At 55.3% G+C, this 14748-nt stretch carries 15 protein-coding genes; 11 read left to right on the top strand and 4 right to left on the bottom strand.

Translation table 11 applies throughout. The features are described from left to right. Together hemD and hemC are read right to left on the bottom strand one after the other, a co-directional pair. Positions 1–729 carry a uroporphyrinogen-III synthase gene (gene hemD / locus GC087_RS22105; protein ID WP_006121445.1) on the bottom strand — a complete coding sequence of 243 codons (729 nt, stop codon included), beginning with the start codon at positions 727–729 and terminating at the stop codon, positions 1–3. Continuing rightward, complete coding sequence (gene hemC / locus GC087_RS22100) at positions 726–1667, bottom strand: hydroxymethylbilane synthase (RefSeq protein ID WP_054634795.1); 942 nt, start codon at positions 1665–1667, stop codon at positions 726–728. Before hemC ends, hemD begins: the two co-directional genes overlap by 4 nt. A 311-nt stretch (positions 1668–1978) precedes the next feature. Here hemC and GC087_RS22095 point away from each other — a divergent pair, with 311 nt between their 5' ends. The 10 genes from GC087_RS22095 (at position 1979) to GC087_RS22055 (ending at position 12663) form a co-directional block, all read left to right on the top strand. Continuing rightward, entirely contained in the window at positions 1979–4537 is a 2559-nt protein-coding gene (locus tag GC087_RS22095) for a class I adenylate cyclase (protein ID WP_033737355.1), read from the top strand. Between the two features lie 135 nt (positions 4538–4672). Next, the gene (gene lptM / locus GC087_RS22090) at positions 4673–4882 is read left to right on the top strand and encodes an LPS translocon maturation chaperone LptM (RefSeq protein ID WP_324029362.1); all 210 of its coding nucleotides are present in this window, start codon (positions 4673–4675) and stop codon (positions 4880–4882) included. A 29-nt stretch (positions 4883–4911) separates the two neighbouring features. Beyond that, positions 4912–5736 carry a diaminopimelate epimerase gene (dapF, locus tag GC087_RS22085; RefSeq protein WP_033737412.1) on the top strand — a complete coding sequence of 275 codons (825 nt, stop codon included), beginning with the start codon at positions 4912–4914 and terminating at the stop codon, positions 5734–5736. Further along, complete coding sequence (locus GC087_RS22080) at positions 5733–6437, top strand: DUF484 domain-containing protein (protein ID WP_006121450.1); 705 nt, start codon at positions 5733–5735, stop codon at positions 6435–6437. The genes dapF and GC087_RS22080 overlap by 4 nt, the downstream gene beginning before the upstream one ends. Then, a complete protein-coding gene (gene xerC, locus GC087_RS22075; protein ID WP_033737359.1) occupies positions 6434–7339 on the top strand; it encodes a tyrosine recombinase XerC in 906 nt (301 codons plus the stop codon). The genes GC087_RS22080 and xerC overlap by 4 nt, the downstream gene beginning before the upstream one ends. Continuing rightward, the gene (gene yigB, locus GC087_RS22070; RefSeq protein WP_033737361.1) at positions 7336–8052 is read left to right on the top strand and encodes a 5-amino-6-(5-phospho-D-ribitylamino)uracil phosphatase YigB; all 717 of its coding nucleotides are present in this window, start codon (positions 7336–7338) and stop codon (positions 8050–8052) included. The genes xerC and yigB overlap by 4 nt, the downstream gene beginning before the upstream one ends. Before the next feature lie 54 nt (positions 8053–8106). Next, positions 8107–10269 (top strand): DNA helicase II, encoded by a 2163-nt coding sequence (gene uvrD, locus GC087_RS22065; protein WP_324029360.1) that lies wholly within the window; start codon positions 8107–8109, stop codon positions 10267–10269. 67 nt (positions 10270–10336) lie between these two features. After that, the gene (gene ysgD / locus GC087_RS25870; protein ID WP_349887138.1) at positions 10337–10393 is read left to right on the top strand and encodes a YsgD/CorL family protein; all 57 of its coding nucleotides are present in this window, start codon (positions 10337–10339) and stop codon (positions 10391–10393) included. A 167-nt stretch (positions 10394–10560) separates the two neighbouring features. Next, positions 10561–11514, top strand: a complete 954-nt coding sequence (gene corA / locus GC087_RS22060) for a magnesium/cobalt transporter CorA (protein ID WP_006121454.1) — start codon at positions 10561–10563, stop codon at positions 11512–11514. A gap of 96 nt (positions 11515–11610) precedes the next feature. Further along, positions 11611–12663 (top strand): AbrB family protein, encoded by a 1053-nt coding sequence (locus GC087_RS22055; RefSeq protein WP_054688546.1) that lies wholly within the window; start codon positions 11611–11613, stop codon positions 12661–12663. Here GC087_RS22055 and rarD read toward each other — a convergent pair. Next, a complete protein-coding gene (gene rarD / locus GC087_RS22050) occupies positions 12634–13533 on the bottom strand; it encodes an EamA family transporter RarD (protein ID WP_054688544.1) in 900 nt (299 codons plus the stop codon). The genes GC087_RS22055 and rarD overlap by 30 nt on opposite strands. A 119-nt stretch (positions 13534–13652) precedes the next feature. Further along, a complete protein-coding gene (locus GC087_RS22045; RefSeq protein WP_006121455.1) occupies positions 13653–14030 on the bottom strand; it encodes a winged helix-turn-helix transcriptional regulator in 378 nt (125 codons plus the stop codon). A 233-nt stretch (positions 14031–14263) separates the two neighbouring features. On the opposite strand from GC087_RS22045, the gene GC087_RS22040 reads away from it, so the two are divergent. Continuing rightward, positions 14264–14737, top strand: a complete 474-nt coding sequence (locus tag GC087_RS22040) for a nuclear transport factor 2 family protein (RefSeq protein ID WP_006121456.1) — start codon at positions 14264–14266, stop codon at positions 14735–14737. The last annotated feature ends 11 nt before the right edge of the window (positions 14738–14748 follow it).

Genomic DNA, 14748 nt, shown 5'->3' with positions numbered 1-14748 from the left:
TCAACATAACGCGCGCAGTAGCGCATCGTTATCGGCACCTTCGGCTACGTGAATATCCTGCCAACCAAGATTGGCGGCCACAGAAGCCAAACGTTCGCTGACGACAATCAGTCGGCAGCGGAGCAGCCATTCCTCGCGATCGACCTCGGGGAACAGCGAATACAGCTGATGCAACATTTCGCCGCTGGTGACGACCAGCGTAGAAACATGACGATCGCGCCAGCGGCGGCCTTCGATTGCACCGTCATAATGTTTTTGGCAGCGCTGATAACACTCGGCATAGAAGACCTGCGCGCCCCGTGCCGTCAACGTTTCTGACAGCAGTTCGCGGCCCTGATTGCCACGCAGGATAAGCGCGCGTTTACCTGACACCTGTTGCAACGTGGCCAGCTTGATCAGCGCCTCGCTGGTTTCCTGTGCATGAGGCCAGGTCACCTGTAAGCCACTCACTGTATGAAACGCTAACGCGGTACTGCGACCAATTGCATAATAGTCCAGGTCTGCGGGCCATGCTTTGACAGCATGCTGTGTATAGTGGATAACCTGCTGCGAGAGCAGAAAGACCATATCGCCCCGGCGCAGCGTGGTTAGCGAAGCCGGTAATGAGGGCAGGTCAGCTCCCGGCGCGAATTCGATCAGGGGCAGGCTCCACGCCTGTTTACCCTGGGCGTGCAGTCGGGAGACCAGCTCTGCTGCTGCGGGTTCCGGGCGCGTGACCAGAATCGTCATACGGGGGGTTGTCCCTGATAAACGTCGTGCAGAATTTCACGCGCGCCGTTGTTAAGCAGTTCTTCGGCCAGCGAGATCCCCATCTGCTCGGCCTGAGACCGTGGCCCGCGGCGCTCGCCGCTTACAACGGTACTGCCGTCCGGCGCGCCAACCAGACCCCGGAGCCAGAGCTCATCACCATTCAGCACCGCAAAACTGCCGATAGGTACCTGACAGCCGCCTTCCAGACGGGTATTCATGGCGCGCTCAGCTTTGACACAGACAGCCGTATCATCATGATTCAGTGCCTGTAGTAACCCAATTAAGGTGCTGTCATCCAGGCGGCATTCAATGCCCACCGCACCCTGGCCGACGGCTGGCAGTGAAATTTCAGCCGGCAGGAGCTGGCGAATTCGCGCTTCCAGCCCCAAGCGGTTAAGGCCGGCGGCGGCAAGGATAATGGCGTCATAGTCCCCAGCATCAAGCTTACTTAACCGCGTGCCAACATTGCCGCGCAGCGAGCGAATGACCAGGTCGGGACGGCGTGCACTGATCTGACACTGACGGCGCAGGCTGGACGTACCAATCACCGCGCCATGAGGAAGATCGTCAATCGACGCGTAATGATTTGAGACAAAGGCGTCGCGTGGGTCATCACGCTGGCAAATGGTGACCAGGCCCAGTCCTGCCGGGAACGCTACGGGCACATCTTTCATCGAATGCACGGCCAAATCGGCACGGTTCTCCAGCATCGCCTGCTCAAGTTCTTTGACAAACAGCCCTTTACCGCCCACTTTAGCCAGCGGCGTATCCAGGATGATGTCGCCTTTGGTCACCATGGGCACCAGTTCAACCTGTAAACCCGGATGGGCGCTCATCAAACGCTGCTGTACATATTGTGCTTGCCACATGGCAAGAGGGCTTTGTCGTGTAGCAATTCTGAAAATTTTGTTTAACATGCCGTTAACCATTTAGATCGTTCATCGAATATCCTATCATCGTTGAGGGAAGGCTGTCAGTTTCAACGGATTGAAAAGAACCGCCCGCAGATTAAACCTGAGATATCAGGCAGTAATCGCAGGCCGCTCGTTGGGTGTGCGAAAAGTAGACGAAACCGTGCTAAAATAGCGGTAGCGTAACTTTCTTTACGGTCAATCCGGCGAGTGATAGATTGATCACGTTTCCAGCAATAATCTGCACGACATCTTTATAATAAGTGGCAGAGAGCGGAAGCAGGGTGCTTAACTCCAGGACAACCAGGCGAAACGTCTTGTACCTCTATATTGAGACACTGAAACAGAGACTGGATGCAATTAACCAGCTGCGCGTAGATCGCGCGCTGGCTGCAATGGGACCCGCTTTTCAGCGAGTCTACAGTCTGCTGCCGATCTTATTACATTATCAACATCCGCTGATGCCGGGTTACCTCAAAGGTAACGTTCCACATGGCATCAACGTCTTCACGCCTGATGAAAATCAACTGCAGCTACTGGCCGAGTTAACAGGCGAGCAAGAACTTACCCTGGTCGACGCGCCAAAAGGCGAACTGCCCATTACCGGTATTTACTCGATGGGCAGTACCTCCTCTGTTGGACAAAACAGCGTGTCCGATCTGGATATCTGGGTGTGCCATCAATCCTGGCTGGATAATGAAGAGCGCCTCAATCTGCAGCGCAAATGTGCGCTGTTGCAAAAATGGTGCGCCTCCATGGGCATCGAAGTCAGCTTCTTCCTGATCGATGAAAACCGCTTCCGTCATAACGAAAGCGGGAATCTTGGCGGTGAGGACTGCGGTTCCACTCAGCATATACTGCTGCTGGACGAGTTCTACCGCACAGCCGTGCGCATGGCAGGTAAACGTATCCTGTGGAATATGGTGCCGGGCGAAGAAGAACATCACTATGATGACTATGTGATGTCGCTCTACGCGAAAGGCGTGCTCACGCCCAACGAGTGGCTTGATTTAGGCGGCCTCAGTACCCTGTCAGCGGAAGAGTATTTTGGTGCCAGCCTGTGGCAGTTGTATAAAAGTATCGACTCACCTTATAAAGCAGTCCTGAAAACGCTGCTGCTTGAAGCCTACAGCTGGGAATACCCGGACACTAAACTGCTGGCGATGGACATCAAACAGCGACTGCACGATGGCGAGATCGTCTGTTTCGGTCTGGATCCTTACTGCATGATGCTGGAGCGCGTTACGCATTATCTCACCAGTATCGACGATCAGCCGCGGCTCGATTTAGTACGCCGCTGCTTCTATCTGAAAGTATGCGAAAAACTCAGTACGGATGACCATCAGCAACGTAGCGGCTGGCGTCGTGAAATTCTGTCGCAGCTGGTGAAATCCTGGGGTTGGGACGATGAAAAGCTCGCCATTCTGGACAACCGTGCCGAATGGAAAATCGAACGCGTCCGCGAAGCGCATAATGAGTTGCTCGATGCCATGATGCAAAGCTATCGCAATCTTATCCGCTTTGCCCGCCGCAACAATTTAAGCGTCAGTGCCAGCCCGCAGGATATCGGCGTGCTGACCCGTAAATTGTACGCTGCCTTTGAGGCTTTGCCGGGCAAGGTGACGCTGGTTAATCCGCAGATTTCCCCCGACCTGTCCGAATCCAACCTGACCTTTATTCATGTGCCGGCGGGCCGCGCCAATCGTCCAGGCTGGTATCTGTATAATCAGGCGCCGGATATGAGCTCGATCATCAGTCACCAGCCGCTGGAATATAACCGCTATCTCAATAAGCTGGTGGCCTGGGCATGGTTCAATGGTCTGCTGACCAGCAAAACCCGTCTGCATATCAAAGGCAACGAGTTGTGTGATCTGGCGCGCCTGCAGGAGCTGGTTGATGATGTCTCCAGCCATTTCCCGCTGCGCCTGCCTGCACCCACGCCCAAAGCGCTCTACAGCCCCTGCGAAATTCGTCACCTGGCGATCATCGTTAACCTTGAGCACGATCCGACCTCGGCGTTCCGTAACCAGGTGGTGCATTTTGATTTCCGTAAGCTCGATGTCTTCAGCTTTGGCCAGCAGCAGCAATGTTTAATTGGCAGCATTGACCTGCTGTACCGTAACTCATGGAATGAAGTGCGTACGCTGCACTTTAGTGGCGAGCAGGCGATGATAGAAGGGCTGAAGACCATCCTGGGTAAAATGCATCAGGATGCCTCACCGCCAGATACGGTGGAGGTGTTCTGCTATAGCCAGCATTTGCGCGGCTTGATTCGTACCCGTGTGCAGCAACTGGTGTCTGAATGTATTGAACTGCGCCTTTCCAGTACGCGTCAGGAGCCGGGCCGGTTCAAGGCATTACGCATGGCCGGCCAGACCTGGGGACTGTTCTTTGAACGCATGGGGGTTTCGGTGCAGAAACTGGAAAACGCCGTTGAGTTCTATGGCGCCATATCCAACAACAAGCTGCACGGTTTGTCGATCAAGGTTGAGTCCAATCAGACGCCTTTGCCGCCGGTGGTCAATGGCTACGCCAGCGAAGGGATCATTCAGTTCTTCTTTGAAGACACCACTGACGATCGCGGCTTCAATATCTATATCCTGGATGAAAGTAACCGCGTTGAGGTCTACCACCACTGTGAAGGCAGCAAAGAAGAGCTGGTGCGTGATGTCAGCCGTTTTTACTCGTCGTCACACGATCGTTTTACCTACGGCTCAAGCTTTATCAATTTCAACCTGCCGCAGTTTTACCAAATCGTGAATGTGGGCGACCGTTATCAGGTGATTCCCTTCAGGAATCAGACGTTAACGGCGCTGTGCGCCTCACAGCCCGATAACGACAACAACGACTATCAACCACGCTATCAGATGCACTGAGTTCTGCCGGAGGCTTGTGGCGCTCTGCCAGGGCCTGCCACAAGGCTTGCGTGAATTGCTGGGATTTCCTGTTGCTTTTCCAACTTCAACTGCGATGATAAGCATCCAGGACACAGGACATGAAGAGCATAAAGAATGAAGAAAGCGATAAGCCTGTTAGCAATGACACTGGCATTAACAAGCCTTGCAGGCTGTGGATTGAAAGGACCGCTCTACTTCCCACCGCAGGAAACGCCAAAACAAGCCGCGCCCACGTCAGCGCCCACGCAAAAGCAGAAAACCGAGGCATCTAAAGCGGATGTGGGCGGTCTGGTGACCGGTGATTCAAGCTCACAAATGAAATAATTCTTATGGCGTATCCGGCGGAGCAAAAAATGCAGTTCTCCAAAATGCACGGTCTCGGCAACGATTTCATGGTTGTGGATGCTGTGACGCAAAACGTCTTTTTCTCGCCGGAACTGATCCGCCGGCTGGCCGATCGCCATTTAGGGGTGGGTTTTGATCAGCTACTGATCGTCGAACCGCCTTATGATCCCGATCTCGACTTCCACTACCGTATTTTCAATGCGGACGGAAGCGAGGTGGCGCAATGCGGTAACGGGGCGCGCTGTTTTGCCCGCTTTGTCCAGCTGAAAGGCCTGACCAATAAAAGCGACATTCGCGTCAGCACCCAGGCGGGCAGAATGGTGCTCAGCGTTACGCCCGACGAGCTGGTCCGCGTGAATATGGGGGAGCCCAATTTTGAGCCCCAGCAGGTGCCTTTCCGCGCTAACAAGGCTGAAAACCTGTACCTGCTTCGCGTGGCGGAGCAGACGGTCATGTTTGGTGCCGTCTCCATGGGAAATCCCCATTGCGTGATTCAGGTCGAAAGCACCAAAACCGCACAGGTCGAGCTGCTGGGACCGATACTGGAAAGCCACGAGCGTTTTCCTGAGCGCGTCAACGTTGGCTTTATGGAAATCATCAACCCTGAACATATCCGGTTGCGTGTTTACGAACGTGGTGCGGGCGAAACGCAGGCGTGCGGCAGCGGTGCCTGTGCAGCGGTGGCCTGTGGCATTCAGCAGGGGATTCTGAGCCAGAAAGTGCGCGTTGATTTGCCAGGCGGTACGTTACACATCGCCTGGAAAGGTGCCGGACAGCCGCTGTTTATGACCGGCCCGGCCACACATGTCTACGATGGGTTTATTCACTTATGAAAAATGTCGAAGAGCAGGTGGAAAACACACCTCTGCTGGACGATGAGGCCGTCAGTGATTATCTGCGACAGCATCCTGATTTCTTTATGCGTAATGCGCGCCAGGTCGAACAGATGGCCGTACCGCATCCGGTTCGCGGCAGCGTTTCGCTGGTGGAATGGCACATGGCGCGCCAGCGCAACCATATTCAACGGCTGGAAGAAGAAATCACCTTGCTGATGGAGCAGGCCACGGCGAACCAGCAACTTTTTGCCCGCCTGCTTGCACTGCAAAGCCATCTTGCCGCCGCGAGTTCACTGCAGGATATGCTGAACCGCTTGCATCGCTGGGCGCGTGAGCTGGGCCTGGCCGGGGCCAATATCCGCCTGTTTAACGATAAGTGGCGGCTGGGTGCGCCCTCTGATTTTGTGCAGCTTGGCCTGGCGCGCCAGGCCTTTGAACCGCTGCGCATTCAGCGCTTCGGTAATGAACAGCACTATCTCGGCAGTATTAATGGCCCCGAACTGCTGCTACTGCTGCCCCAGGCGAAAGCCATCGGCTCGGTGGCCATGTCACTGATGGGCGAACAGGGTGAACTCGGCATCATCATGTTCAGCAGTCGCGACAGCCTGCATTATCAGTCGGGCATGGGAACCTTACTGCTACAGCATCTTTCGCAGATGATGCCGGAATTACTGGAACGTTGGGTGGAGCGCGCATGAGCAGCGTGCTGCAGGAGGCCGTTGACGGATTTCTGCGCTACCTGAAGGTTGAGCGCCAGCTCAGCCCGTTAACGCTGAGCAGCTATGCGCGCCAGCTAGAGGCGTTGGTGAGCATCGCCGATGAAATGAAGGTCGGCGCATGGTCGCAACTCGATCCCGCCATGGTACGCAGTATGGCTGCCCGCAGCCGTCGGGCAGGCCTGGCCGCCAGCAGTCTGGCGCTACGGCTTTCGGCGCTACGCAGTTTTCTTGACTGGCAGGTGAGCCAGGACATGCTGCCCGCCAACCCGGCGAAAGGCATTGCCACACCGCGTAATGGCCGCCATCTGCCCAAAAATATCGACGTCGATGAAGTTAATCAACTGCTGGAAATCGATCTTAACGATCCGCTGGCAATACGCGATCGTACCATGCTGGAAGTGATGTACGGCGGAGGGCTTCGCCTGTCCGAACTGGTCAATATGGACTGCCGACATGTTGATCTTGAGGCGGGAGAAGTCTGGGTATCAGGAAAAGGCAATAAAGAGCGGCGCGTACCGATTGGACGCACGGCGGTCAACTGGATACAGCAATGGCTGCCGCACCGTCTCGCCTTTAACGCCGACGATGATGCGCTGTTTCTCTCCAGCCGGGGCAAGCGCATCTCTGCCCGTAATGTTCAAAAACGTTTTGCCGAATGGGGCATTAAACAGGGCGTGAACAGCCATATTCATCCGCACAAGCTGCGTCACTCCTTTGCAACCCATCTGCTGGAATCCAGTGGCGATCTGCGCGCGGTGCAGGAACTCCTTGGTCATGCCAACCTGTCGACGACGCAAATTTATACCCACCTTGATTTCCAGCACCTGGCTTCGGTGTATGATGCTGCGCATCCCCGCGCCAAACGAGGAAAGAGTGAATGAAGTTCTATCGCCCGCTGCGTGCCATCAAAGCGATCACCTTTGATTTAGACGACACGCTGTATGACAACTATCCGGTCATACGTAAAACCACAGAAGCATCGCATGCCGCTCTGCAGGCTTTTCATCCTGCACTGCGTGACGTGACGCCGGATGATGTGGCGACGCTGCGCAATCAACTGCGACTTCGTGAACCTGACATTTATCACGATGTGACAGAATGGCGCCGTCGTACGATAGAGCTGCTTATGACTGACGCGGGCTTAACGGCAGCAGACGCGACAGCGGGCGCCGCCCAGATCATGGAGGTGTTCCATCACTGGCGCAGCCAGGTGGCGATGCCGGCGGAAACCCATGACACGTTGAAAGCGCTGGCGAAAAAAGTCCCGCTGGTAGCGATTACGAATGGTAACGCGCAGCCTGAAAAGCTCGGCCTGTCAGCCTACTTCCAGTTTTCACTGCGTGCTGGCCCAGACGGGCGCGCGAAGCCGTGGCAGGATATGTATCATCTTGCCGCGCAACGCCTGAATATCGCCCCGGGCAGTATTCTTCACGTCGGTGACGATCTCACTACGGATGTGGCCGGCGCGTTACGTTATGGCATGCAAGCCTGCTGGATTAACCTGCGTGAGGGGAATCTGATGCACATTGACGATGCCCGTCTTCTGCCCCACGTTGAAATTTCACAGTTGGCATCACTGACCTCGCTGCTATAATGGCTGTGAATTTATCCAGTCTTATGCTTCGCATTCTCTGACTTATTGGTGCTTATGGACGTTTCTGAACTGCTCGACGGGTTGAATGACAAACAGCGTGCTGCCGTTGCGGCACCGCGTAGCAACCTGCTGGTGCTGGCGGGCGCGGGCAGTGGAAAAACACGCGTTCTGGTGCACCGCATCGCCTGGCTGCTGTCCGTTGAAAACTGTTCACCTTATTCCATTATGGCGGTGACCTTTACCAACAAGGCGGCGGCAGAAATGCGTCACCGTATTGAGCACCTGATCGGCACCAGTCAGGGCGGTATGTGGATTGGCACGTTTCACGGCCTTGCGCACCGTCTGCTGCGTGCGCATCATCTCGACGCGGGGCTGCCGCAGGATTTCCAAATCCTCGACAGTGAAGATCAACTGCGTCTGCTCAAACGCCTGATTAAGGCGATGAATCTGGATGAGAAGCAGTGGCCTGCGCGTCAGGGCATGTGGTACATCAACGGCAAGAAAGATGAAGGTTTACGGCCGAAGCACATTGAAAGCTATGGCAACCCGGTAGAACAGACCTGGCTGCGCATTTATCAGGCCTATCAGGAAGCCTGCGATCGTGCCGGGCTGGTCGATTTTGCCGAGTTGCTGCTGCGGGCCCATGAACTGTGGTTAAACAAGCCCCCTATCCTGAATCACTACCGTGAGCGTTTCAGCAATATTTTGGTGGATGAATTTCAGGATACGAACAACATTCAGTATGCCTGGATTCGTATGCTGGCGGGCGACAGCAGCAAAGTCATTATCGTCGGTGATGACGATCAGTCCATCTATGGCTGGCGGGGGGCGCAGGTTGAAAATATTCAGCGCTTCCTGACGGATTTTCCCGGTGCCGATACCATTCGTCTTGAGCAGAATTACCGCTCCACCAACACGATTCTGAAAGCCGCTAACGCCCTGATTGCCAATAATAATGGCCGACTCGGCAAAGAGCTGTGGACCGATGGCAGCGATGGCGAGCCGGTCTCGGTTTACTGCGCCTTCAACGAGCTGGATGAGTCGCGCTTTGTCGTCAATCGCATTAAAGCCTGGATAGAAAATGGCAATGCGCTGGCCGATTGCGCGATTCTTTACCGCAGTAACGCCCAGTCGCGCGTGCTGGAAGAAGCCCTGCTGCAGGCCAGTATGCCCTACCGGATTTACGGCGGCATGCGCTTCTTCGAGCGCCAGGAAATTAAAGATGCGCTGGCCTATCTGCGTCTGATAGCCAACCGCAACGACGATGCGGCCTTCGAGCGCGTGGTCAATACGCCCACACGTGGCGTGGGCGATCGTACGCTGGATGTGGTGCGTCAGACGGCCCGCGAACAGCAGATCACCTTATGGCAGGCAACGCGTGAACTCCTTCAGTCACGCGCGCTCGCCGGCCGTGCCGCCTCTGCCCTGCAACGTTTCTGTGAGCTGGTGGATTCACTGGCAAGCGAAACCGCCGAAATGCCACTGCACGTGCAGACCGATCGGGTCATCAAGGATTCCGGTCTGTGGCTGATGTACGAGCAGGAAAAGGGTGAAAAGGGCCAGGCGCGTATCGAAAACCTTGAGGAGCTGGTGACAGCCACGCGCCAGTTTAGTTATCAGGATGAAGATGAAGACCTGATGCCGCTTCAGGCCTTCCTGTCGCATGCCGCGCTGGAAGCCGGCGAAGGGCAGGCGGACAAATGGCAGGATGCGGTACAACTGATGACGCTGCACTCTGCGAAAGGGCTGGAGTTCAGTCAGGTATTTATCGTCGGCATGGAAGAAGGCATGTTCCCCAGCCAGATGGCCCTGGACGAAGGCGGACGGCTGGAAGAAGAGCGCCGCCTGGCTTACGTGGGCGTCACACGTGCCATGATGAAACTGACGCTGACGTACGCGGAGACCCGCCGTCTGTACGGGAAAGAAGTTTACCATCGCCCCTCGCGATTCATCGGTGAGCTGCCCGAAGACTGTATTGAAGAAGTCCGGTTACGCGCCAGCGTTACGCGGCCGGTCAGCCATCAGCGCATGGGCACACCGATCAGCAAAAGCGACACGGGGTTCTCTCTGGGACAGCGCGTTCGTCACGCGAAGTTTGGTGAAGGCACCATCGTGAATCTGGAAGGTAGCGGGGAACACAGCCGCCTTCAGGTGGCATTTCAGGGGCAGGGGATCAAGTGGCTGGTAGCTGCCTACGCCAAACTGGAAACCGTCTAGCCGCCGGTTGACGACTTTTTCGTCTCAGCGTAACATGCGCGCACTATTATCATGAGAGGACAATGCCTTGGACACGCCCAGTCGATGCTGGCTCATTAACCTGGTTTTCAGGAATAACATCTAAGGCTATCTCATTACGCTGGTAGCCTTAGCGGTTATCAGCGACCTCCCTTTTTGATCCGTCGCACGAGTCAGCACTGATTTATCGTTTCTCCGTGTTCAGGTTCGCGGTTATCTGTTCCGACCGCCTTACAGCGTTGTCCCATAAAGTCTGCAATGGGGAGTCTTGCTATGCTGAGCGCATTTAAACTTGATAACAGTCGCCTGACGCGTCTGGAACTGGAAGAAGAAAGCGATAAACTGACCACGTCAGTGTGGGTTGACCTGGTCGAGCCTGAGGAAGGCGAGCGCGACCGTGTTCAGTCCGAGCTGGGGCAGAGCCTGGCCACGCGCCCTGAGCTGGAAGATATCGAAGCCTCAGCGCGTTTCTTCGAAGATGAAGATGGCCTGCACATCCACTCCTTTTTCTTTTTTGAAGATGCCGAAGATCATGCCGGCAACTCGACAGTCGCCTTTACGATTCGCGAAGGACGCTTATATACACTGCGCGAGCGGGAGCTTCCTGCCTTTCGTCTTTACCGCATGCGAGCCCGCAACCAGACGCTGATTGACGGTAACGCTTACGAGCTGCTACTCGACCTGTTTGAGACCAAAATTGAACAGCTGGCGGATGAGATTGAAAACATCTATAGCGCGCTGGAAAAGCTTAGCCGCGTGATTATGGAAGGTCAGCAGGGCGAGGAGTACGATCAGGCGCTGTCGCGGTTAGCTGAGCTGGAAGATATCGGCTGGAAAGTGCGCCTGTGCCTGATGGATACGCAGCGAGCGCTTAACTTCCTGGTACGAAAAGCCCGTTTGCCAGGCAATCAACTGGAGCAGGCGCGCGAAATCCTGCGGGATATCGAATCGCTGCTGCCTCACAATGAGTCCCTGTTCCAGAAGGTCAACTTCCTGATGCAGGCGGCGATGGGCTTTATTAATATTGAGCAGAACCGCATCATCAAGATCTTCTCGGTGGTTTCCGTGGTTTTCCTGCCGCCAACGCTGGTGGCCTCCAGCTACGGCATGAACTTTGAGTTTATGCCTGAACTGAAATGGAGCTTTGGCTATCCCGGTGCGATTTGCCTGATGATGCTTGCCGGTCTGGCGCCTTATCTTTATTTCAAACGCAAGAACTGGCTGTAATCGTCTTTCAGGGCCGGTCAACCGGCCCATTTCGCTGGCCTGCTGGCACAATTCTGCGTAATCTACCCGCTCCATTTTCACAAAAAATTAACTTTTATGGCCTCTCTTTCATTGCGTGTGCAGTGGTTGCTGCTGTTGGTCGCATCGGTATTACTTGGCGCGCTCTTCCAGTATTTTCATGTTCCGGCCGCCCTGTTACTGGGCCCGATGATTGTGGGCGTGATGATGGGGTTATCCGGTGCCACATTGCGCATCCACAAGCGGCTGTTCCTGCTGTCGCAGGCGGTACTGGGCTGTATGATTGCACAGAGCCTGTCACCGTCCATTTTAACGCCGCTGTTACAGGACTGGCCCGTCGTGGTAGCGGTACTGCTGCTGACTCTGGCGGCCAGCGGTGTGTCGGGCTTTTTGCTGGTTCGGTTTAGTCAGCTTCCCGGCCCGACCGGCGCGTGGGGATCGTCACCTGGTGGTGCTTCTGCCATGGTGGCGATGGCGGGAGAATTCGGCGCGGATGTGCGTCTGGTCGCCTTTATGCAGTATCTGCGCGTTCTGTTTGTGGCGGGCGCGGCAGCAATGGTGGCTCGCATCGGCCTGGGCGATGGCGCTCATGCGGGATCACTGGTGTGGTTTCCTGCACTGAACAGCGGTTTTCTGCTGACGATTTGCCTGGTGATCGGCAGCGCCTGGCTGGGCCCCTGGTTACGCATTCCGTCCGGCGCGTTGCTGGTGCCTGCGCTGATTGGCGCTACGCTGCACGCTACCGGAACAGCCGTGCTTCAGATGCCTGAATGGCTGCTTGCCCTGGCGTACGCCCTGATCGGCTGGAGTGTAGGGCTGCGCTTCACCCGACCCATTTTCAAACTGGCGCTGAGCACCCTGCCGCAAATGCTGCTGTCCATTTTCGGCCTGATGCTGCTGTGTGGCGGACTGGCGTGGATGTTGACGCGCGTACTCCATATTGACCTGATGACCGCCTATCTCGCCACCAGTCCAGGTGGCCTGGACACCGTGGCGATCATTGCGGCCGGAAGCGGAGTGGATATGGCGTTTGTAATGGCGATGCAAACCCTGCGGTTATTCACCATTCTCCTGACCGGCCCGGCAATGGCGCGTTTTCTGTCACGCTTTGCGCAGTCGGCCCCGCGCTGAAAACACGACGGCATCCAGAATGAAGACCAGCAATGCCAGCCAGATAAAGCCAAACGTCAGCATTTTATCCGGCGTGATGGTTTCGCCATAAAACAGCACCGCCAGTAAGAACATCAGCGTTGGGCCAAGATACTGAAAGAAGCCAACCGTCGACAGGCGCAGCCGGGCACAGGCTGCGGCAAAGAACATCAGCGGAATGGTGGTCACAATACCTGCGGCGATCAGCAACAGATTCAGGCTGGCGGGATTGGCGGTAAGATGGCTGGTACTGCTGTCTGCAAAACCAAATAAATACAGCGCGGCCAGCGGAAACAGCCACAGCGTTTCAATCAGCATACCGCTCTGAGCATCGACCTGAATTTTCTTCCTCATGAGGCCGTAAAACGCAAAGCTGAAGGCCAGGCCTAATGCAATCACCGGCACCGAACCAAACTGCCACAGCTGCAAAAGGACGCCAGCGGTAGCGAGCGCCACAGCAAGCCACTGCAGGCGACGAAAACGTTCGCGCAGGAAAACCATACCAAACACAACGTTAATCAAAGGGTTAATAAAATAGCCCAGACTGGCTTCTAGCATATGCTGGTTATTCACCGCCCAGATAAACAGCAGCCAGTTACCGCCCACCGTGACGGCGGTCAGCGCCAGTAGCAAGACCTTTTTGGGTTGGCGCACGACGCTTCTGACCTGCCCCCAGCTGCGGCTAAGCGTAATCAACAGCAGCATAAACAAGGCTGACCAGATTACCCGGTGCGTCATGATTTCAGTCGCAGGGACGGCTTTAACTAATTTGAAGTAGGCAGGTGCAATGCCCCATATGAAATAAGCGCCAAGCGCAAAACCTATTCCCTGACGGGTTTGCTGGGTATCCATAAATCATCCTGAAAGTTCGTTCTGTACCAAAAGTCACTGAGAGAAAGCGGCGTGACAGAGGGCCGCAATGTTACCGCAGTCCCCGTCATGTCTGTAGCCCGATCTGGCAACAGGCAGGGTCAGGCTTTGTCCTGCTCACGGGCACGCTGGCGGGAAAGACAAATGGCCTGATGATTGTCATCCGCCCACGCAATCAGTTGCTGCATCGGTTTAAGAAAAGAACGACCTAACTCTGTCAGACTGTACTCAACCCGTGGCGGCACTTCCGGATAAAGAGTCCGCAGGATATAGCCGTCCACCTCCAGCCGTTTCAGCGTTCGTGACAGCACCTGACGAGCGACATCGCCAATATGGCGGTGCAGCTCATTGAAGCGCAGCGTGCGCTCGGCCAGCGCCTCAAGAATCAGCAAACTCCATTTATCGCCAATCCGGTCAAGTACATCCCGAATGGGGCAAGGCTGTTCATAACTGAATGTGTTAGGGGATGACACAGACATGGAAAGGGTTCCTGCACGTTGTAATAGTCACTTTCATGTGACTGAGTCAGCACAAAGTGACGTCTTGTTATCCATTTTGCGCGAATGTACCATCCGCAGCGACAACAGTCTATTTTTGTGACCTGGTGTGATATCAAAACCCGATGGCGCGTCCGGGCCATGCCCGGCACCCTGTATAAAGTGATCCTCTGGCGCGGAGCGGTTAGCGCTGTAACGAATGAGCAAGGAGAAAAATGATGGCAACCTTTCTGAAAACCCTGCTGCTGACGGCAGGTATCCTGACAGCGAGCGCTGGGTACGCCGTGCAACCGAAAGAAGGCCGCGATCTTAACGTGGAAGAGGCCAATCGTGCGCTGGTGATCAACTTTTATAATCAATTTTTCAATCAGCACAAGGTGACAGAAGCGGCCCGGGTCGTGGCGGACGATTACCGCCAGCACAATCCCGGGGTGCCGAATGGCAAGGCACCGCTGGTTAACTTTTTCAGCGATTTTTTCAGCAAAAACCCACAGTCAAAAGCGCGCATCGTTCGCAGTGCAACCGACGGTGATCTGGTATGGCTGCATGTTCACTCGACCAATGGTGAACACGATCGTGGTCAGGCTGTTACGGATATTTTCCGCGTGAAAAACGGCAAAATTGTCGAGCACTGGGATGTGATTCAGGCCGTACCGGCGACCTCGGCGAATACCAATACGATGTTCTGAGGCAGTCAGGA

It is taken from the genome of Pantoea sp. JZ2 (genome assembly GCF_035191405.1).
GTDB lineage: Bacteria > Pseudomonadota > Gammaproteobacteria > Enterobacterales > Enterobacteriaceae > Pantoea > Pantoea stewartii.
Note: the sequence above shows the minus strand (reverse complement) of the source record. Positions and strands in the feature narration are given on the sequence as shown.

Excerpts from the sequence above, each read along its gene's own strand:
- xerC (WP_033737359.1), top strand. The coding sequence starts at position 6,434 with ATGAGCAGCGTGCTGCAGGAGGCCGTTGACGGATTTCTGCGCTACCTG.
- yigB (WP_033737361.1), top strand. The coding sequence starts at position 7,336 with ATGAAGTTCTATCGCCCGCTGCGTGCCATCAAAGCGATCACCTTTGAT.
- rarD (WP_054688544.1), bottom strand. The coding sequence starts at position 13,533 with ATGGATACCCAGCAAACCCGTCAGGGAATAGGTTTTGCGCTTGGCGCT.
- GC087_RS22055 (WP_054688546.1), top strand. The coding sequence starts at position 11,611 with ATGGCCTCTCTTTCATTGCGTGTGCAGTGGTTGCTGCTGTTGGTCGCA.
- GC087_RS22045 (WP_006121455.1), bottom strand. The coding sequence starts at position 14,030 with ATGTCTGTGTCATCCCCTAACACATTCAGTTATGAACAGCCTTGCCCC.
- hemD (WP_006121445.1), bottom strand. The coding sequence starts at position 729 with ATGACGATTCTGGTCACGCGCCCGGAACCCGCAGCAGCAGAGCTGGTC.
- GC087_RS22040 (WP_006121456.1), top strand. The coding sequence starts at position 14,264 with ATGATGGCAACCTTTCTGAAAACCCTGCTGCTGACGGCAGGTATCCTG.
- hemC (WP_054634795.1), bottom strand. The coding sequence starts at position 1,667 with ATGTTAAACAAAATTTTCAGAATTGCTACACGACAAAGCCCTCTTGCC.
- dapF (WP_033737412.1), top strand. The coding sequence starts at position 4,912 with ATGCAGTTCTCCAAAATGCACGGTCTCGGCAACGATTTCATGGTTGTG.
- corA (WP_006121454.1), top strand. The coding sequence starts at position 10,561 with ATGCTGAGCGCATTTAAACTTGATAACAGTCGCCTGACGCGTCTGGAA.
- lptM (WP_324029362.1), top strand. The coding sequence starts at position 4,673 with ATGAAGAAAGCGATAAGCCTGTTAGCAATGACACTGGCATTAACAAGC.
- uvrD (WP_324029360.1), top strand. The coding sequence starts at position 8,107 with ATGGACGTTTCTGAACTGCTCGACGGGTTGAATGACAAACAGCGTGCT.
- GC087_RS22080 (WP_006121450.1), top strand. The coding sequence starts at position 5,733 with ATGAAAAATGTCGAAGAGCAGGTGGAAAACACACCTCTGCTGGACGAT.